This window comes from Pararhodobacter aggregans (genome assembly GCF_003075525.1).
Lineage (GTDB): Bacteria > Pseudomonadota > Alphaproteobacteria > Rhodobacterales > Rhodobacteraceae > Pararhodobacter > Pararhodobacter aggregans.
The window spans coordinates 175481-193935 of sequence record NZ_QDDR01000001.1; the positions used below are offsets into that span (position 1 = coordinate 175481).

Annotated in this window: 20 protein-coding genes; 8 read left to right on the top strand and 12 right to left on the bottom strand. The window is 68.1% G+C overall.

Annotated features, from left to right (window positions below; translation table 11 throughout):
• Positions 1–10: 10 nt before the first annotated feature.
• Positions 11–1519 (bottom strand): 5-carboxymethyl-2-hydroxymuconate semialdehyde dehydrogenase, encoded by a 1509-nt coding sequence (gene hpaE, locus DDE23_RS00885; protein WP_107749501.1) that lies wholly within the window; start codon positions 1517–1519, stop codon positions 11–13.
• Positions 1516–1911 carry a 5-carboxymethyl-2-hydroxymuconate Delta-isomerase gene (locus tag DDE23_RS00890; protein ID WP_107749502.1) on the bottom strand — a complete coding sequence of 132 codons (396 nt, stop codon included), beginning with the start codon at positions 1909–1911 and terminating at the stop codon, positions 1516–1518. Before DDE23_RS00890 ends, hpaE begins: the two co-directional genes overlap by 4 nt.
• 147 nt (positions 1912–2058) lie before the next feature.
• Between DDE23_RS00890 and hpaR the strand changes: the two genes are divergently transcribed.
• Complete coding sequence (hpaR, locus tag DDE23_RS00895) at positions 2059–2502, top strand: homoprotocatechuate degradation operon regulator HpaR (protein ID WP_107749503.1); 444 nt, start codon at positions 2059–2061, stop codon at positions 2500–2502.
• Between the two features lie 399 nt (positions 2503–2901).
• On the opposite strand, the gene DDE23_RS00900 is transcribed toward hpaR, so the two are convergent.
• From DDE23_RS00900 to DDE23_RS00915, 4 genes are all read right to left on the bottom strand, one after another.
• Entirely contained in the window at positions 2902–4206 is a 1305-nt protein-coding gene (locus DDE23_RS00900) for a pyruvate dehydrogenase complex dihydrolipoamide acetyltransferase (RefSeq protein ID WP_107749504.1), read from the bottom strand.
• Between the two features lie 10 nt (positions 4207–4216).
• Positions 4217–5590 carry a pyruvate dehydrogenase complex E1 component subunit beta gene (locus tag DDE23_RS00905; protein ID WP_107749505.1) on the bottom strand — a complete coding sequence of 458 codons (1374 nt, stop codon included), beginning with the start codon at positions 5588–5590 and terminating at the stop codon, positions 4217–4219.
• A gap of 12 nt (positions 5591–5602) precedes the next feature.
• Positions 5603–6592 (bottom strand): pyruvate dehydrogenase (acetyl-transferring) E1 component subunit alpha, encoded by a 990-nt coding sequence (gene pdhA / locus DDE23_RS00910; RefSeq protein WP_107749506.1) that lies wholly within the window; start codon positions 6590–6592, stop codon positions 5603–5605.
• A 223-nt stretch (positions 6593–6815) separates the two neighbouring features.
• A complete protein-coding gene (locus DDE23_RS00915; protein WP_107749507.1) occupies positions 6816–7112 on the bottom strand; it encodes an FtsB family cell division protein in 297 nt (98 codons plus the stop codon).
• A gap of 177 nt (positions 7113–7289) precedes the next feature.
• Here DDE23_RS00915 and DDE23_RS00920 point away from each other — a divergent pair, with 177 nt between their 5' ends.
• Positions 7290–8873 (top strand): acyl-CoA dehydrogenase family protein, encoded by a 1584-nt coding sequence (locus DDE23_RS00920; protein WP_107749508.1) that lies wholly within the window; start codon positions 7290–7292, stop codon positions 8871–8873.
• A gap of 133 nt (positions 8874–9006) precedes the next feature.
• Here the strand turns inward: DDE23_RS00920 and DDE23_RS00925 are convergent, their stop codons facing one another.
• The 3 genes from DDE23_RS00925 to efp all read right to left on the bottom strand — a co-directional run bounded on the left by DDE23_RS00925 (position 9007) and on the right by efp (position 10980).
• Positions 9007–9375, bottom strand: a complete 369-nt coding sequence (locus DDE23_RS00925) for a hypothetical protein (protein WP_107749509.1) — start codon at positions 9373–9375, stop codon at positions 9007–9009.
• Between the two features lie 81 nt (positions 9376–9456).
• Positions 9457–10323 (bottom strand): endonuclease/exonuclease/phosphatase family protein, encoded by an 867-nt coding sequence (locus DDE23_RS00930; RefSeq protein ID WP_133239508.1) that lies wholly within the window; start codon positions 10321–10323, stop codon positions 9457–9459.
• Between the two features lie 90 nt (positions 10324–10413).
• On the bottom strand, positions 10414–10980 hold the full coding sequence (gene efp, locus DDE23_RS00935; RefSeq protein ID WP_107749511.1) for an elongation factor P: 567 nt from the start codon (positions 10978–10980) through the stop codon (positions 10414–10416).
• A 98-nt stretch (positions 10981–11078) separates the two neighbouring features.
• Between efp and epmA the strand changes: the two genes are divergently transcribed.
• Together epmA and DDE23_RS00945 are read left to right on the top strand one after the other, a co-directional pair.
• Positions 11079–12107 (top strand): EF-P lysine aminoacylase EpmA, encoded by a 1029-nt coding sequence (gene epmA, locus DDE23_RS00940; RefSeq protein WP_107749512.1) that lies wholly within the window; start codon positions 11079–11081, stop codon positions 12105–12107.
• A 94-nt stretch (positions 12108–12201) separates the two neighbouring features.
• Positions 12202–13470 (top strand): Hsp70 family protein, encoded by a 1269-nt coding sequence (locus tag DDE23_RS00945; protein ID WP_107749513.1) that lies wholly within the window; start codon positions 12202–12204, stop codon positions 13468–13470.
• 89 nt (positions 13471–13559) lie between these two features.
• Here the strand turns inward: DDE23_RS00945 and DDE23_RS00950 are convergent, their stop codons facing one another.
• On the bottom strand, positions 13560–13913 hold the full coding sequence (locus DDE23_RS00950) for a helix-turn-helix transcriptional regulator (protein WP_107750202.1): 354 nt from the start codon (positions 13911–13913) through the stop codon (positions 13560–13562).
• A 152-nt stretch (positions 13914–14065) separates the two neighbouring features.
• Between DDE23_RS00950 and DDE23_RS00955 the strand changes: the two genes are divergently transcribed.
• The 4 genes from DDE23_RS00955 to DDE23_RS00970 are packed head-to-tail and all read left to right on the top strand — an operon-like array spanning position 14066 to position 16732.
• Positions 14066–14296: a twin-arginine translocase TatA/TatE family subunit gene (locus DDE23_RS00955; RefSeq protein ID WP_107749514.1), complete on the top strand. Its 231-nt coding sequence runs from the start codon at positions 14066–14068 to the stop codon at positions 14294–14296.
• Between the two features lie 33 nt (positions 14297–14329).
• Complete coding sequence (gene tatB, locus DDE23_RS25835; RefSeq protein ID WP_107749515.1) at positions 14330–14968, top strand: Sec-independent protein translocase protein TatB; 639 nt, start codon at positions 14330–14332, stop codon at positions 14966–14968.
• A gap of 8 nt (positions 14969–14976) precedes the next feature.
• Positions 14977–15879: a twin-arginine translocase subunit TatC gene (gene tatC / locus DDE23_RS00965; protein WP_107749516.1), complete on the top strand. Its 903-nt coding sequence runs from the start codon at positions 14977–14979 to the stop codon at positions 15877–15879.
• 10 nt (positions 15880–15889) lie between these two features.
• On the top strand, positions 15890–16732 hold the full coding sequence (locus DDE23_RS00970; RefSeq protein ID WP_107749517.1) for an ATP-binding protein: 843 nt from the start codon (positions 15890–15892) through the stop codon (positions 16730–16732).
• Positions 16733–16864: 132 nt separating this feature from the next.
• Here DDE23_RS00970 and DDE23_RS00975 read toward each other — a convergent pair whose 3' ends face one another.
• Positions 16865–17293 (bottom strand): DUF1499 domain-containing protein, encoded by a 429-nt coding sequence (locus DDE23_RS00975; protein ID WP_107749518.1) that lies wholly within the window; start codon positions 17291–17293, stop codon positions 16865–16867.
• Between the two features lie 116 nt (positions 17294–17409).
• On the bottom strand, positions 17410–18375 hold the full coding sequence (speB, locus tag DDE23_RS00980) for an agmatinase (RefSeq protein ID WP_107749519.1): 966 nt from the start codon (positions 18373–18375) through the stop codon (positions 17410–17412).
• Positions 18376–18455 lie beyond the last annotated feature (80 nt).

Sequence of the window (18455 nt, forward strand, 5' to 3'; positions counted from 1 at the left end):
ATCCCCTCCCTCAGGCCCCCAGCCGCTGGATCTTGTGCGCGCCCAGCGCGAAGGCCACGTTCTTCGTCTCCATGTAGAAATCGAAGGACCAATCGCCGCCGTCCCGCCCGATCCCCGAGGCCTTCACCCCGCCGAAAGGCGTCGGCAGGTGGCGGACGTTTTCCGAATTCACCCAGATCATTCCCGCCTCCAGCCGGTCGGCGAAGGTCAGCGCCCGGGTCAGATCGTTGGTCCAGAGATAGCCGGTCAGCCCGTAGGCCACGTCATTGGCGATGGCCAGCGCCTCGGCCTCGTCCCGGAAGGGGATCGAGGTCAGGAAGGGGCCGAAGACCTCTTCCTGCGCGATCCGCATGCCGGGCGTGGCGCCGGTAAAGAGGGTCGGAGCCACGAACCAGCCCTTGTCACCGATCCGCTCGCCGCCCGCCGCACAGGTCGCGCCCTCGTCTCGGCCGATACCGACATAGGACAGAACCTTGTCGAAATGGACCTTGTGGATCAGCGGCCCCACCTCGGTCGCCGGGTCCAGCGGGTGGCCGACCTTGATGCGGTTGACGCGCTCGACCAGCCGGGCGTGGAACTCCTCGGCGATGCTCTCCTGCACCAGCAGGCGCGAGGAGGAGGTGCAGCGCTCGCCGTTCAGCGAATAGATCATGAAGATCACGGCATCGAGGGCCCGCTCCAGATCGGCGTCGTCGAAGACGATGACCGGGTTCTTGCCGCCCAGCTCGAAATGCACCAGTTTCAGCGTGTCGGCGCCCTGTTTCATGATCATCGAGCCGGTTTTCGATTCACCGACGAAGGCGATGGCCTTGATGTCCGGATGCTCGGTCAGGGCGCGGCCCGCATCCTCGCCAAAGCCGTTCACCAGGTTCAGCACGCCGTCGTGCAGACCGGCCTCGCGGCAGATCTCGGCCAGGATACGGGCGGTCAGGGGGCTGAACTCGGCCGGCTTGTGAACCACGGTACAGCCGGCGGCCAGCGCCGGGGCGATCTTCCAGGTGGACAGCATGAAGGGCGTGTTCCAGGGCGTGATGACGCCCACCGGCCCGATCGGATGGCGGCTGGTCACGTTCAGCTGCCCCGGCCCGCGCAGGGTCTGGCCGTCGCGGGCGCCCGGCGCCTGATCGGCGAAGAAGCGGAAGTTCTCCGCCCCCCGGAGCGCGGCTTTCGACATGAAGCGCCAGGCCTGGCCGGTGTCCCAGCATTCGCAGAGGGCGATTTCCTCGGCCCGGGCCTCGATCAGGTCGGCGACGCGGTGCAGGATGGCCTTGCGCTTTGCGCCGTCCATCGCCGCCCAGGCGGGGAAGGCAGCCTTGGCGGCTTTGGCGGCGGCATCGACATCGGCGGCGGTGGAGCGCGAGACGGCGCAGATCAGGCTCTCGTCAACCGGCGAGCGGGTCTCGAAGCTGCCGCCCGACCCGGCCACATCCTGCCCGCCGATCAGGTTCAGGATGCCGTGCTCGCGGTAGCGGGCGAGGTGGCTGTCGAGCTGCGTGAGGCGGGCGGTGAGGTCACTCATGCTTGCATGTCCTTCGGCAGGAAACGGCGGATGGAGCTGGTTTTCGGGCTCAGCCCCGGGTCGATGTCGCGCATTTCCAGCGAGAGCATCAGCGAATTCGCGACCAGATCCTCGGCGCAGAACGCCTCGGCCGCGGCAAAGATCGCCGCGGTGGCGCGGGCCTTGTCCTCGGGACTGCGGCCGCCGCGCAGGCGGATGGCGATGTCGATGAAACCATGGCGCGGGTCGCCGTCGGCGATCAGCACATGATCGGCGGCAAAGGCCCGGACCCGGATCCCGGCGGGCGGAAAGACCCCGGTCGCCACCGCCGCATCGCGCAGGACGCGCAGGAAGCCCGGCATGTCGAGGCGCGTGTCGAGGTTGCGCGAATACTCGATCGACAGATGCGGCACGGCTCCCTCCCCGGGCTTTATACTTGCTTTGTTAAGTTATTGCCGCGCCCCTGTCAATTGCAAAGATCCGCCGCCGGGCCTCGCGCCCGGCAGAGGCGGCAGCGCAATTTCCTTGCTTTGTGACGGAGGTTCGGCCAGAGCAACGCCATGAGCAAGACACCGCTGCGCACCACCGCCCGCTCGCTGCCCATCGCGCTGCTGCGCGCGCGGGAAACCGTCATGGGCCCGGTGCGCGAGATGCTGGCGGAATCGGGGATCAACGAGCAGAAATGGCGGGTGCTCAGGGTGCTCGACGAGGCGGGGTCGCTGGATCAGAGCCTCCTGGCCGAACGCGCCTGCCTGCAACTGCCTTCGCTGACCCGGATCCTCCGGGCGATGGAGGATCAGGGCCTCGTCACCCGCGCCACCGCCGCCGAGGACCGCCGCCGCTCGATCGTGACGATCTCCGAGGCGGGGCAACAGGTGATCGAGGACCACGCCCAGGCCAACCGCGCCCTCTTCGCCCGGCTGGAGGCCCGCTTCGGCAAGGACCGGATGGAGGTGCTGCTCGACCTCCTCGAAGATCTCCACCGCACCGATTTCAAGAGCTGACCCGTCGCGCCCGGCGGCGGGAGGCACGCTCCCACCCGCCCACCCCGCGCGCCTCCCGCCGCGGAGAGGGCAGCGCTTGGGGTTGGCCCCGGGGGCCTTCTGCCCCCGGACCCCCGAGGATATTTGCAGAACGAAGATGAGGGTCAAGCGCCCTCTGTTCTCCATCTTTGTTCTGAAAATATCCTCGGGAGGATTTTCAAGGAGGGTGGAAAACCCTCCTTGAAGCAGGGGGTGCGGGGGGCGGCAGCCCCCCGCCTCCGGTCGCCCGAGGCGCCCGCGGCAGCGGGGAACGAGGGCGAAACGTCTATAGCGCCTTGCCCCCACGGTGGCCCCGCAACGAAAACCCCGGCCGCGGCGGGGGGCCGGGCCGGGGCAGGGGGGTGCCGGAACGCGAAAGGATCAGGCCAGCATCGCCAGCGGGTTTTCCAGGTTCTCGATGATTGCGCTCAGGAACTCGGCCCCCAGCGCGCCGTCGATCACCCGGTGATCGACCGACAGGGTCATCGACATGACATTGGCCACGCCGATCGTGCCGTCCGCCTTCACCACCGGTTTCTTGATCCCCGCGCCCACCGCCAGGATCGAGCCATGCGGCGGGTTGATGACCGCGTCGAAATTCTCGATCCCGAACATGCCGAGGTTCGAGATCGCGAAGCTGCCGCCCACATATTCATGCGGCGCCAGCTTGCGGTTGCGGGCACGGCCCGCGAGGTCCTTCATCTCGGCCGAAAGGGCGCTCAGCGATTTCAGATGCGCGTCCTTGATGACCGGGGTGAAGAGGCCGCCGTCGACCGCCACCGCCACGGCCAGATCCGAAGGCTTCAGTCTGAGGATCCGGTCGCCGGCCCAGACGGCATTGGCATCGGGCACCTTCTGCAGCGCCATGGCCGAGGCCTTGATGATGAAATCGTTGACGCTGAGCTTCACGCCGCGCGAGGCGAGCTGGCCGTTCAGCTGCTCGCGGAAGGCCATCAGCGCGTCCAGTTCGACCGAGCGGCGCAGGTAGAAATGCGGGATGGTCTGCTTGGCCTCGGTCAGCCGCGCCGCGACCGTCTTGCGCATGCCGTCGAGCTTGACCTCTTCATAGGCCCGGCCCTCGAACATCTTCATGACGGTATTGGCATCGGCGCCGGTCGGCATCGCCGCCTTGGCCGGGGCCGCCGCCGCTGGCGCGGGCGCGGCTGCCGCCGGAGCGGAGGCTTTCGGCGTGGCCGTCGCGCCCTCGACATCGGCCTTGACGATCCGGCCACGCGGGCCGGAGCCGGCGATGGCGCTCAGGTCGAGGCCCTTGTCCTTGGCGATCCGCCGCGCCAGCGGCGAGGCGAAGACGCGCTGGCCGTCACCGGCGGCGGCGGCCGGGGCGGCTTTCGGCGCCTCGGCCTTGGGCGCTTCCGCCTCGGGCTTGGCGGCTTCGGCCTTGGCAGGCGCGGCTTTCGGCGTGCCGATGTCGGAGGCGCTTTCGCCCTCTTCCAGCAGCACGGCGATCGGGGTGTTGACCTTCACCCCTTCGGACCCTTCGGCGATCAGCAGCTTGCCCATCACGCCTTCATCGACGGCCTCGAATTCCATTGTCGCCTTGTCGGTCTCGATTTCGGCGATGACCATGCCGGAGGTGATCGCATCCCCCTCCTTGACCAGCCATTTCGCCAGCGTCCCCTCCTCCATGGTGGGCGAGAGCGCGGGCATCAGGATTTCCACGGGCATATCGGCCTCCTCAGCGATAGGTGACTTTTTTGACGGCCTCGATCACCTCGGCGGTGGTGACCAGCGCCAGTTTCTCGAGGTTGGCCGCGTAGGGCATCGGCACGTCCTTGCCGCAGAGGTTGATGACCGGCGCGTCGAGGTAATCGAAGGCCTCCATCATCACCGTGGCCGAGATGAAGTTGCCGACCGACGATTGCGGGAAGCCTTCCTCGACGGTGACCAGGCGGTTGGTCTTCTGCACCGAGGCGATGATCGTCGCGGTGTCCATCGGGCGGATGGTGCGCAGGTCGATGACTTCGGCGTCGATGCCTTCGGCGGCGAGTTTCTCGGCGGCTTCAAGGGCATAGGTCATGCCGATCCCGAAGCTGACGATGGTCACGTCGCGGCCCTCACGGGCGATGCGGGCCTTGCCGATCTCGACGGTGAAATCCTCAAGGTCCGGCACTTCGAAGGTGCGGCCGTAGAGGATTTCGTTTTCGAGGAAGATCACCGGGTTCGGATCGCGGATCGCGGCCTTCAGAAGGCCCTTCGCGTCGGCCGCCGAATAGGGCATCACCACCTTCAGGCCCGGGACATGGGAGTACCACGCCGCGTAATCCTGGCTGTGCTGGGCGGCCACCCGGGCCGCAGCACCATTCGGGCCACGGAAGACGATGGGGCAGGGCAGCTGGCCGCCCGACATGTAGTTCGTCTTGGCGGCCGAGTTGATGATGTGGTCGATGGCCTGCATGGCGAAGTTGAAGGTCATGAACTCGACAATCGGGTTCAGACCGCCCCAGGCTGCGCCGACCGCCAGACCGGCGAACCCGGCCTCGGTGATCGGCGTGTCGATCACCCGGCGGGCGCCGAATTCATCGAGCAGACCCTGGCTGATCTTGTAGGCGCCCTGGTATTCGCCGACTTCCTCGCCCATCAGGAAGACGTTCTCGTTGCCGCGCATCTCTTCGGCCATGGCCTCGCGCAGGGCTTCCCGCACGGTCATGGACTTCATCTTGGTGCCTTCGGGCCAGTCGGGCGTGTTCAGCGGCCAGGGAACCTCGCCCCCGGCCTGCGCCGCGACAGGGGCATCAGCCTTCAGGGGCGCTGCGGGCGCCGCCTCGGCCTTCGGCGCGGGGGCCGCCGCCAGGTCCTCGGCGCTTTCGCCTTCCTCGACCAGCACGGCGATGGGGGTGTTGACCTTCACCCCTTCGGTCCCTGCGGCGATCAGGATCTTGCCCATCACGCCTTCATCGACCGCTTCGAATTCCATCGTCGCCTTGTCGGTCTCGATCTCGGCGAGGATCATGCCGGAGGTTACGGTATCGCCCTCTTTCACCAGCCATTTGGCCAGCGTGCCCTCTTCCATGGTGGGCGAGAGGGCGGGCATCAGGATCTGCGTTGCCATCTGGTTCCTCCCTCAGGCGTAGATATCGGTCCAGAGCTCGGAAAGATCCGGCTCGGGGCTGTCCTTGGAGAATTCGGCGGCCTCGTTGACGACGGCCTTGATCTCCTTGTCGATGGCCTTGAGGTCCTCGTCCGAGGCCTGGCCGCTGCCGATCAGCAGCTCGCGCACCCGCTCGATGGCGTCCCGCTCTTCGCGCATCTTCTGCACTTCCTCGCGGGTCCGGTACTTGGCGGGGTCCGACATCGAATGCCCGCGGTAGCGATAGGTCATGACCTCGAGGATATAGGGGCCGTCACCGGCGCGGCAGGCGGCGATGGCCTTCTCGGCCGCGGCCTTGACGGCCAGCACGTCCATGCCGTCGACGGCTTCGCCCTTGATGCCGTAGGCGGCGCCGCGTTCCCACAGGTTCGGGGATTTGGTCGAGCGCTTGGTCGAGGTGCCCATGGCGTATTGGTTGTTCTCGATCACGTAGACGACCGGCAGGTTCCACAGCTCGGCCATGTTGTAGCTCTCGTAGACCTGGCCCTGGTTGGCCGCGCCGTCACCGAAATAGGTGAAGGTGACGTTGTCGTTGCCCTTGTACTTGTCCGAGAAGGCAAGCCCCGTGCCCAGCGGCACCTGCGCGCCGACGATGCCATGACCGCCGTAGAAATGCTTCTCGCGGCTGAACATGTGCATCGAGCCGCCCTTGCCCTTGGAATAGCCGCCGATGCGGCCCGTGAGCTCGGCCATGACGCCCTTGGGATCCATGCCGCAGACCAGCATGTGGCCGTGGTCACGGTAGGAGGTGATGCGCTTGTCGCCGTCCTTGGCCGCGGCCTCGATCCCGACCACCACGGCCTCCTGGCCGATGTAGAGGTGGCAGAAACCGCCGATCAGCCCCATCCCGTAAAGCTGCCCCGCCTTTTCCTCGAATCGCCGGATCAGCAGCATGTCGCGGTAATACTTGAGCAGTTCCTCGCCCGAGACGTTTGATTTCTCGGTGGTCTTTCTGGCTGCCATCGGTGCCTCCCCCTGGTCGCGTCAGGAATAGTTTAACACTAAACGATCTTTTACACCAAGCCCTGATCGAAAGCGAGACTGTTTTGCCCGCTGGTTGCGCAACCACTCGCGCGCGCAATCGGCAGGGCCGGATTCCCCCCTATCGACCGGATCGGTCGGGGTTCAACCTAGCACGGAAAGCGCTGGTGCCCAGAAGGTTCTGACGGGGGAAGGCAGACGCGCCTCAGCGCAGGACGACCTCGTCCGAGCGGACATAGCCCAGAACCTCGCGCGCCTGCTGGTCCAGGAGGTCGAGGTCCAGGAATTCGTCCGACAGCCGACGGGTGCGGTTCTCGATCACCACCAGATCCGCGGCCAGCCGGTCGCGTTCCACCCGCAACTGGGCGGCGTCGGCCTCGACCTGGATGCGGCGGAACAGGCCATATTCCCCCTGCACGGCGGCAAAGGTCAGATAGGCGCCGAAAGTGCCGGTGATGGCATAGAAGATGACGGGCCCGAAGGCGGGTCGCTTTCTGTTCATGATCCTGCTCGTGGCCTCTGACCGGGCCTTTGCGCCATCCTGCCACAGCGGCGCGGGAAAAGGAATCCCCTCAAGGCGGGTTCCGGCGGCGGCCCGCCCGCCGCGCCGGCCCGACGCCGCGTCCGGCTGGACAGGACGGGGCGGCCGGGCGCAGGCTGGGGCAAAGGGAGGACCATCATGACCGCATCCGAGCCCCGCGGGCAGCTACGCACGCATGAGGTTTTCAACCAGCCCGCCATCCCCGGCCGCGACCCCTGGGCCGAGGACCCGACCCTGCGCCGGATCCTTGGCGCGGACCCGGGCCTCGCGGCCTTCGGCGCCGCGCTGGCCTCGGACGAGATCCGCGAGGCCGCCCGCGACGCGCAGACCCAACTGCCGCAATTGCGCAGCTTCGACCGCAACGGGCGGCGGCTGGACGAGGTGCATTTCCATCCCGGCTATCACCGCCTGATGGCGCTGGGGCTGGAGGCGGGCTATGCCGCCACCGCCTGGGACGGCACCGGCAGCCATCTGCGCCACGCGGCGATCAATTATCTGCTCAGCCAGGTCGAGCCCGGGGTCTGCTGCCCGATGACCATGACCTATGCCGGCATCCCGGCCCTGAACGCCGACCCGGGGCTGGCGGCGCTCTGGCAGCCGAAGCTGGCGGCGGCCGCCTATGATCCGCGCAGCATCCCCGTGGACCGCAAGCGGGCGGCGACGCTGGGCATGGCGATGACCGAGAAGCAGGGCGGATCGGACGTGCGGGCCAATGCGACCGTCGCGGTCAGGGATGGCGAGTTCTACCGGCTGACGGGCCACAAATGGTTCTGCTCGGCGCCAATGTGCGACGGGTTTCTGACGCTGGCGCAACTCGACGGGGCGATCACCTGTTTCCTGGTGCCGCGCTGGCTGCCGGACGGCACGCGCAACGCCTTCACCCTCCTCCGGCTGAAGGACAAGCTGGGCAACAAGGCCAATGCCTCGTCCGAGATCGAATACGACGGCACGCTGGCGCATCTGCTGGGCGAGCCCGGGCGCGGGGTGCAGACCATCATCGAGATGGTGCATCACACCCGGCTCGATACCGCCATCGCGCCTGCCGGGCTGATGCGCGCCGCGCTGGGCGAGGCGCTGAGCTGGGCCCGGGGCCGTTCGGCGTTCCAGAAGCGGCTCATTGACCAGCCCTTGATGCGCGCGGTTCTGGCCGATCTGGGGCTGGAGGCCGAGGCGGCGCTGCTGCTCGCGCTCGATGTGGCGCGGGCCTTCGACGATCCGGCGCGGCGGCCCTATGCGCGGATCGCCGTGGCGCTGGCCAAGTTCGTGTCGAACAAGGCCGCGCCGGGGATGATCTATGAATGCATGGAGGCGCTGGGCGGCATGGGCTATGTCGAGGAGACGCCGCTGCCCATGCTCTACCGCGAGGCGCCGCTCAATTCGATCTGGGAGGGGTCGGGGAATGTCATCTGCCTCGACATCCTGCGGACGCTGATGAAGGAGCCCGAGGCGGGGGCCCAGCTGACGGCAAGGCTGGAAGCGGCGCGGGGTCTCGATCCCCGCTATGACGCGGCGCTGGCGGCGCACCGCGAGCGCTGGCCGGCCCTGCCGACCGAGGCCGAGGCGCGCTGGTTCGCGGAATCCTTGGGGGTGCTGCTGACCGGGGCGGTAATGCTGGCCGAGAGCCCGCTCGCCGGGGAATGGCTGGCGACGCGGCTGGGGCCGCGGGGCCGGGTCGCGGGGGCTGTCGCCATCGACGCCGACAAGGTGCTGGCGGCGCTCTGAGGATGGGCGGATCGCCCATCCTACGGCAGGGGCCCGTAGGGTGCGTGCTCGCACGCACCGCGCGGAGGCGGGGTTCTATCCCACCTGAGGCGATCAAGTAGGGTGGGATTTCATCCCACCCAAGGCCACCCCCTCAGAAATGCGCTTTCTCCTCATCCGGCCGTCCGGCGGCGATGGCCAGAAGCCCCGCCACGGCACAGAATCCGATCGGGAACATGGTGAAGACGCCGAACCCGAAGGCCGCGTACATCAGCCCGGCCGAGGCCAGCAGCATCACCCCGCCCCAGAGCGCCCTTGCCCGGGCCATGGCGCCTCCGGCGATGGCCAAGAGCGGCGCCACGAAGCTCGCCAGCCGCACCAGACTCGCGTCGTCGACCACGCCGAAGGCCTGCGCAACCTCGACATGGGTCTCGGTCAGCACGGTGTAGCCGTAGCCGAAGAAGCCCACCACCATGGCGATCAGCCCGCCGACGATCCCCAGCACCAGAGCCGCGTTGCGCATATTGGTCCTTCCCGGGCGGCCCGATGCCGCAGGCCTTGCAGATAGGGGCCCGGGCGGGGCGCGATCAAGGGCCTAGGCGCCTCAGAAGCCGATCCGCGCCACCACGCCCGCGTGATCCGAGCCCAGTCCCGGCCGGATCTCGGTGCTGCCCTGGCCACTGGTCAGCACATGGTCGATGGGCCAGCCCAGACCCATGACCCGGATCGAGGCGCGTATCGGCCCGATCCGCTGCGCCCCGGCTGCCGCGCCCAGGGCCCGGACCGCGTATCCCCAGGGCACCATGTTGAAATCGCCCCCGATCACCACCCGGCCGCGCATCGGTTCCAGCAGCGGAGCGATGGAGTCAACCGCCGCGCCCTGCCCATAGGGCCAGGGCCAGGACAGATGGATCGACGCCGCCCAGACCGGCCCGGAGGGCGAGGCCACCTGCATCGCCGCCATGCCGCGCATGGGCGAGCATTGCACCGCCTCGCCCGGCCAGCGCGACAGGACCGCGATCCCGCTCCAGGACGAGAAGCGGCACAGATGCTGATGAGGATAGGTCTCGCGCAGCAGATCGAGGATCGCGGCATTGGTATCGCTCACCTCCTGCAGCAGGACGACATCGGCGCCGGACTCCAGGATATCCGCGACCAGCGGCGCGGGATCGGCCAGCGAGGCCAGCAGGTTCTTGCTGTAGAGCGTGAGGTCCACCCGGGCCGGAGCCTCGCCGCCCCGCATCGCCCCCAGGATCATCGGCGCCGAGGCCCCCAGCGCCAGGATCAGCGCCACCGCGCCCAGCCGCCGCGCGCCGCTCAGGCCCGCGGCCAGCGCGCTCAGCGCCATCGCCCCGGCCCAGAACGGCCGGAACACCGCCAGCGTATCCCCCGCCGGATGCAGGGGACCGAGGAAACTCGCCGCCAGCATGAGGCCGGACAGCAGGGTCAGGGTCAGGAATAATCGTCTCACCAGGGGCTCCCGCAGCCTGCGGGAGGGCTAAACGCCAAGCCCCCCGGGGGCAACGCACGAAATCGCGAAGCCCCCCGCCATCGGCGGAAATCAGTCCTTGGCGCGTTCGTAATAGCTGTTGTCGGCGGTGTTGATGACGATCCGCGTCTCGACCCCGATATGCGGCGGGACCATGACGCGCACGCCGATATTGGTCATCGCGGGCTTGTAGGACGACGAGGCGGTCTGCCCCTTCACCACCGGCTCGGTCTCGGTCACCTCGACGGTGATCCGCGCGGGCAGTTCGATCGAGATCGGGATCGACTCGAAGGTCTGCAGATAGACCCGCATGCCCGGCTCCAGGAACGGCGCCGCATCGCCCACCACATCGGCGGTCGCGGTGACCTGCTCGAAGCTCTCGGGGTTCATGAAGTGATAGCCCTCGCCATCCTCGTAGAGGAAGTCGTATTCCCGCTCGTCCACATCGGCCTTCTCGACCTGCTCGGTGGTCTTCCAGCGCTCGCTCGTCTTCACCCCGTCCGAGATGCGGCGCATGTCGACCGAGGTGGTGGGCGTGCCCTTGCCGGGGTGGAAGTTCTCGGCCTTGAGCACGACGTAGAGCTGGCCGTTCATGTCGACGACGTTGCCCTTGCGAAGAGAGGAAGCAATGACTTTCACGGGTGGTTCCTTGTGGAGGGCCGCAGAGCGGATTATGCGCGGATTGCTCCCGGCCCTAGCCGAAACCGAAACGGATTTCCAGTGAAGAGGTGCCCCTGATGCGCGAAACCCCCTGGTGGCACCCCGCCCGGCACGAGGACCGCCGCCCGATCCTTCTGGCCCGCAACCGCATTCAGGGGGCGATTCGCGGCTTCCTGTCGGGGCAGGATTTCATCGAGGTGGACCCGGCCGCGCTGGCGGTCAGCCCCGGCAACGAGGCGCATCTGCACGCCTTCGCCACCGAAGCCATCGGCAATGACGGCGTGGCGCGGGTGATGTACCTGCACACCTCGCCCGAATTCGCGCTGAAAAAGCTGCTGGCGGCGGGCGAGCGGCGGATCGCTTCCTTCGCCCATGTCTGGCGCAACCGCGAGCGGGGGCCGAAGCACGCGCCCGAATTCACCATGCTGGAATGGTATCGCGCGGGCGAGGATTATGCGGTCCTGATGGAGGACGTGGCCGAAATGGCGCGGCTGGCCTGTCAGGCGGCGGGGACGGCGGTGCTGCGCTACGGCGATCTGACCTGCGATCCGTTCCAGCCCTATGAGCGGCTTTCGGTGGCGGAGGCGTTCCAGCGGTATGCGGGCGTCGATCTGCTGGCCACGCTGACCGGGCCCGAGCCCGATACGGCGGCTTTGCGCGGGCAGGCCCAAGGGTTGCAGATGGCGGCGGATGACACATGGTCCGACATCTTCTCTCGGTTGCTGTCGGAACGGGTCGAGCCGCATCTGGGGCGGGGGCGGCTGACGGTGCTGGACCGCTATCCCGCCTGCGAGGCGGCGCTGGCGCGCGCCTGCGCCGATGACCGGCGCGAGGCCGAGCGGTTCGAGGTCTATGCCTGCGGGGTGGAGCTGGCCAACGGGTTCGGGGAACTCACCGACCCCGCCGAACAGCGCCGCCGCTTCGAGATCGAGATGGACGAGAAGGCCCGTGTCTATCGCGAACGCTACCCGCTGGACGAGGATTTCCTGGCCGCGCTGGCGCTGATGCCCGAGGCGTCCGGCATCGCGCTGGGTTTCGACCGGCTGGTCATGCTGGCCACCGCCGCGCCGCATATCGACGCGGTGCAATGGGTGCCGGTGGGGTAGGGGCGTGCCCGCTAGCCGTCGCCCCGGACCTGCTTGACTCCCCCCTGCGCACAACCTAGGGAGCCCGGCCCTGTACGGCACAAGGAACATGAGCATGGCGCAACGAGCACTCGGGCTTGGGGTGGACTTCGGCACGTCGAACACCGCCGCAGGCTACATGCGGGACGGGCGGCCGCACCTCATCACCTTCGAGCCCGGCCAGACGACGATCCCGACGACCTTCTTCTTCGACTTCGACGCGCGCGCCCTGCTGATCGGCGAGCCCGCCAATCAGGCCTTGCTCGATGGCGTCGAGGGGCGCTTCATGCGGGCGCTCAAGCGCATTCTGGGCACCCCCCTGATGCACGAACCGCGGCAGCTCCTGAACGAGCGCGTGACCTTCGTCGAGATCATCGCCCGCTTCCTCGCGCAGGTGAAGGCGCGGGCCGAGGCCGAAGCGGGGATGCGCTTCGACCGGGTCCTGTCCGGGCGTCCGGTGGTGTTTCATGGCGCGAACAACCCGCGCGAGGCCGCCGCTGAAGCCGATCTGCGGGCCTGCTACCTGGCTGCCGGCTTCACCGAGGTGGACTTCATGCTGGAACCGCAGGCCGCCGCGATTGCCAGCGGCTCGGCTGAGGACGAGGGCGGGCTGGGGTTGATCGTCGATGTGGGCGGCGGCACATCGGATTTCTCGCTCTTCCGTTCGGACCGCGACGGGGTGACGATCCTCGCCAATCACGGGGTGCGCATCGGCGGGACGGATTTCGACCGCTCGATCAGCATCGACCGGGTGATGCCGCATCTGGGCAAGGGAACCGAGCTGCGCAAGGTCCTCGGCTCGGGCAGCTCGCCCACGCCCAATGCGATCTTCAACGATCTGGCGACCTGGGAGAAGATCGCCTTCCTCTACACGCCGCAGAACCGACGGATGGCGGCCGAGATGGTGCGGCTGGCGCATGAGCCGGAGAAACTCGCGCGCCTCGCGACGGTGCTGGAGGACGAACTGGGGCACGAGCTGAGCTTTGCCGTGGAGCGGGGCAAGATCGCCGCCAATGGCGGGGCGGACAGCGCGTCGATCCGGCTGGACGGGATCGAACCGGGCCTCGTCATTCCCCTGTCGCCCGATGCCCTGACGGAAAGCCTGGCCCGCCACGCCGACGACCTGGCCGAGGGCGCGCGCGAGACGCTGCGCATCGCCGGGCTCGACGCCGCCCGGGTCGAGACAGTGGTCTATGTCGGGGGTTCCAGCCTGATGTCGCTGGTCTCGGAGACGATGAAACGGCAGTTCCCGCAGGCCGTTCATTCCTTCAGCGAGGTCTTTACGGCCGTGGCGAACGGGCTGGTCATCGCGGCGGGGGACATGGGGGCGATGCGGCCGGTCTGACGGGGCCGACAGCGTGTTCCCGCGGCGTCGGCCGGCGGAAGCCGGGGACGGCCCGGGGCAGCTGCATCGGCCTCAGCCCTGATCCCCCCTCAAACCTCGCCCCAACCCGCCTGCGGCAAAAGCGTTGCGATCTTGTAAAGCAGGTTCCGCGCCGCCCGCTGGCGGGGGTGAGCCGGGTCGTCGGCGAAGGCGCGCAAAGCCTCGCCCAGCACCGCCGCCTCGTCCGGGGTCAGGGTGGTCGGCGGCAGGACCAGCGGCGTGCGCAGGATATAGCCCAGCCCCCGCTCGCCCTCGACCGGGATCCCGGTCGCCGCCATCATCGCCATGTCACGCCAGATGGTGCGGGTCGAAACCCCCATCACCTGGGCCAGTTCGGCGGCCGTGTGCAGCCGCCCGTCGCGCAGCACCTGCACCAGATCATAGAGCCTTTGGTCGCGGTTCATCCGGGCCTCCAACTGACAAAATACTGTCAGGAGACCGCCTCCGCCACCCCCCATGGACCCGGAATCGGTCTATGATCGCCGGGCGCGCCGGATTATTTCAGGGGCAAGGGCGCCCCCGGGACAGGATGGCGCCGGACCTGAAGGAGAGAGCCATGCTCAACAATATCGGCCCCGTGGGCCTTATCCTGATTGCCGCCGTCGTGCTCGTCCTCTTCGGGCGCGGCAAGGTCTCCAGCCTGATGGGCGAAGTCGGCAAGGGCATCACCGCCTTCCGCCGCGGCGTCAAGGACGGCTCGGAAGAGATCGAGAACCAGCGCGCCGCCGAGGCTGCCGAACAGGCCCGCGACGTGACGCCCCAGCCGGCCGAGCGCGACCGCGCCTGATCTTACCCTGCGCTCAAAGCCAAGGAGCGGCTTATGTTCGACATCGGCTGGTCGGAAATGCTGGTCGTCGGCGTCGTGGCCCTGATCGTGGTCGGTCCCAAGGACCTGCCCAAGATGTTCCACACGATCGGTGAATTGACCGGCAAGGCCCGGGGCATGGCGCGCGAATTCCAGCGCGCGATGGATGCTGCGGCCAAGGAAACCGGCGTCAGCGGGGCGATGAAGGATTTCAAGCGCGCCGCCTCGGGGCAAGGCCTGCGCGACACGGTCAAGGAAGCTGCCGGTTTCGACGATATCGAAAAGGATTTCCGCGACATCGGCCATGACAAGCCGGCGGTCCGCAGCCCCGGCACCAAGGCCGGCCCGGCGATGCCGCCGAAATCGGCCGAAGTCTCGCCCGTCGCCATCGAGGACGAGTTCGACGAGGCCGAAGCCGATGAAATCGCCGCCCAGGACCTCGCCCGCCGCAATGCCGAGGTGTCGCAGACCGAGGCGCAGCGCCTGAAGAAGCAAAAGCAGGCCGAGGCCGCGCGCCAGAAAGCCGCCGCGATCCGCGCCGCCAAGGAGGCCGAGGCCGCCGAGGCCGACGTCGAACGCTGGCGCCCCGATCCCCGCGCGGACGACGGGCGGCCCGCCGCCTCGACCAAGCCCCTCCCCGATCCCGAAGGCTGAGCCCCGTCATGGTCGCCAAACCCAAAGCCGCGGATGCAATCGACGACAGTTCCGCGCCGCTGATCGAGCATCTCGCGGAACTCCGCAACCGGATCATCAAGTCGCTCGCCGCCTTCATCGTGGCGATGACCCTGTGCTTCACGGTCTGGAACCCGATCTTCAACTTCCTGACCCGGCCTCTCTGCGACGCGCTGGAAAGCCAGGGCCAGGAATGCAACCTGATCCTGATCCAGTTGCAGGAAGGCTTCTTCGTCGCCGTCAACATCGCCATGCTGGGCGGCTTCGTGCTGGCCTTCCCGGTGATCGGCTACCAGCTGTGGCGCTTCGTGGCGCCGGGCCTCTACAAATCCGAGAAGAACGCGTTCCTGCCGTTCCTCGTGGCCTCGCCGCTGATGTTCTTCCTCGGCGCCGCCTTCGCCTATTACGTCATCATGCCGATGGGCTACACCTTCTTCCTGGGCTTCCAGCAGATTGCCATGGACCCCGCGACCGGTGCCGTGACCGGCGCGCCGGGGGCCGATGGTTTGCCCGTCACGCCCGAAGGCGCCATCGAATCCCTGCAGCATGCGGGGATCGCCTTCCAGGGCTCGGTCAACGAATACCTGTCGCTCGCCACCAAGTTCATCATCGCCTTCGGCCTCTGCTTCCAGCTGCCGGTGCTGCTGACGCTGATGGGCAAGGCCGGGCTCGTCTCGGCCCAGGCGCTGAAGAACGGGCGCAAATGGGCGGTGGTCGGCATCCTGGTGCTGGCGGCCCTTGCCACGCCGCCTGATGTCATCTCGCAGATCGTGCTCTTCTCGGTGGTCTATTCGCTCTATGAAATCTCGGTGATCCTGGTCGGCCGGGTGGAGCGCAAGCGCAACGCCGATCTGATGGCCGAGGGTCTTCTGGACCCCGAAGACCTGGAATAACCGCAAGCCCATGACCGACCCGATCCTGACCCGCATCGCCGAGGCGCTGGAGCGCCTCAGCCCGCCGCCCGCCGCCGCGCCCGATTTCGCGGCCGCCGATGCCTTCGTCTGGCATACCGAGCCCGACCGGCTGGAGCCGGTGACCAAGGTCAGCCGCGTGCCGCTGGCGCTGCTTCAGGGCATCGGCCGGGTGCAGGGGATCTTGCTGGAGAACACGCTGCAATTCGCGCGCGGGTTCGGGGCCAACAACGCGCTGCTCTGGGGTGCGCGCGGGATGGGGAAATCCTCGCTGGTCAAGGCGGTGCATGCCGAGGTCCTGGCCCGGGGCCTGCCCTGCACGCTGGTCGAGATCCAGCGCGAGGATCTGCCCTCGGTCGGTCGGCTGCTCAATCACCTGCGGGCGGCGCCCGAGCGGCGGTTCGTGCTGTTCTGCGACGACCTCAGTTTCAGCCACGACGACACGCATTACAAATCGCTGAAGGCGGTGCTGGATGGCGGGATCGAGGGGCGGCCCTCGAACGTGATCCTTTACGCCACCTCGAACCGGCGGCATCTGATGCCCCGCGACATGATCGAGAACGAGCGCTCTACCGCCATCTCGCCCTCCGAGGCGGTCGAGGAGAAGGTCTCGCTGTCGGATCGTTTCGGGCTGTGGCTGGGCTTCCACCCCTGCACGCAGGACGAATATCTGGCGATGATCGACGGCTATGTCGGCGAATACGGGCTCAGCGTCGATCCCGAGCAGCTGCGCGCCGAGGCCATCGAATGGCAGGCGACGCGGGGCGGGCGGTCGGGCCGGGTGGCCTGGCAGTTCTTCTGCGATCTGGCCGGGCGGATGGGCAAGGCGATCTGAGCCCGGGCGTGCCGCAAGGTGGGTTGAAAACCCACCCTACAGGCGCGACCCCGTAGGGTGGGTTTTCAACCCACCGTCGGCGACCTCAGCCCCGCGCGTGCCGCGATGGTGCGTGCAAGCACGCACCCTACCTCACTCCGGCAACCACCGCGCCAGCCGCGCCCGGTTCACCCCCCGGTCGCCATAGCCGAAGCGCGAGCGCGAGAAGGCGATTATGCGGGTGCCGCCGCCCTCGGCGACCAGCCGGATCGAGACGTAATCGGGATAGCCCATGATCGGCGTCCGGGCGATCCAGGTGGTCACGCCGCCGCCCGCGTCGAGGACCCGGGCGCCTTCGGCTTCGGCCCGGGCGGCGATGGTCGCGGCGACCTCGGCCGAGGGGGCGGCGACCACCCGGTCGACCCGGGCGAAATTGGGCGAGGTCGGGTCCGGCACGGTCAGGGGATCGACATGCCAGCGCGCCGGATCCGAGGGGGCGAGCCGCACATAGGCGGCGAAACCCGCGGCGAGCAGCAGCAGCACCAGGGCGGTCAGGGCGACAAAGCGCAGGGGGCGGGGCATGGGATCCTCGGCGTCAGGCTTCGACAGATCGGCCCGAAGACCGTAGCACGGGGGCAACGCGCAAGGCCAAGCCTTTGATATCCGGGCGCGGGCGGCGAGGTCCCACGCGTGGGACCTCAGCTCTTTCGCCGGGTCCAGGCCCAGAGGCAGAGGATCTCCATCGCCACATGCGCCCCCGCGATCGCCGTGGCCCCGGTGGTGTCATAGGGCGGGCTCACCTCGACCACATCGCCGCCGGTCAGCCGGATCCCGGCCAGCCCCCGCAGGATCGCCGCCGCCTGCCAGCTGGCCAGCCCGCCCCAGACCGGCGTGCCGGTGCCGGGCGCGAAAGCCGGGTCCAGCGCGTCGATATCGAAGGTCAGATAGCAGGGCCCGTCGCCGACGATCTCCCGCACCCGCGCCGCCACCGCCGCCGGTCCCCTCTGATGCACCGAGGGCGCGTCGATGACGTTCACGCCGAGATAATCCTCGCATTCCGTGCGGATGCCGATCTGTACCGAATGCGCGGGATCGACCAACCCCTTCTTCACCGCCTTGTAATAGAAGGTCCCGTGGTCGATCCGCTCGAAATCGTCGTCGGCCCAGAGGTCGGAATGCGCATCGAAGGTGATGACCCGCAGGGGCCCGAACCGCTCGGCATGGGCTTCCAGGATCGGCAGGGTGATCGAATGATCGCCCCCCAGCACCAGCGAGCCGCAGCCCGCGTCCAGAATCCCGCCGATATGGCGTTTCAGCGTGGCCGGGAATTCCGAGGTCTTGGCATAATCGAAAGCCAGATCGCCGTAATCCACGACGCTGAATTCCCCCAGCGGATCGAAGCCCCAGCCATAGGGCGGGTCATAGGGTTGCAGGGTCGAGGCCTCGCGGATCGCCCGCGGACCGAAGCGGGTGCCGGTCCGATGCGTCACCGCCTGATCGAAGGGTACGCCGGTCACCGCCAGATCGGCGCCGGCCAGATCCTTGGTATAGGCGCGCCGGAGGAAGCTCACCGCGCCGCCAAAGGCGTTCTCGTAGCTCAGGCCCCGCCGGTCCTGGCGGGTGAAGGCCCCGTCAACCTCGGTCTTTGCGTCTTCCAGCGCCATCCCCAGCCCCTTTGTCCTCGCCTCGGGCAGGGGAGCAAAAGCCGCCTGCAAAGGCAAGCGGGCAATTCCGGGCGGGGTTT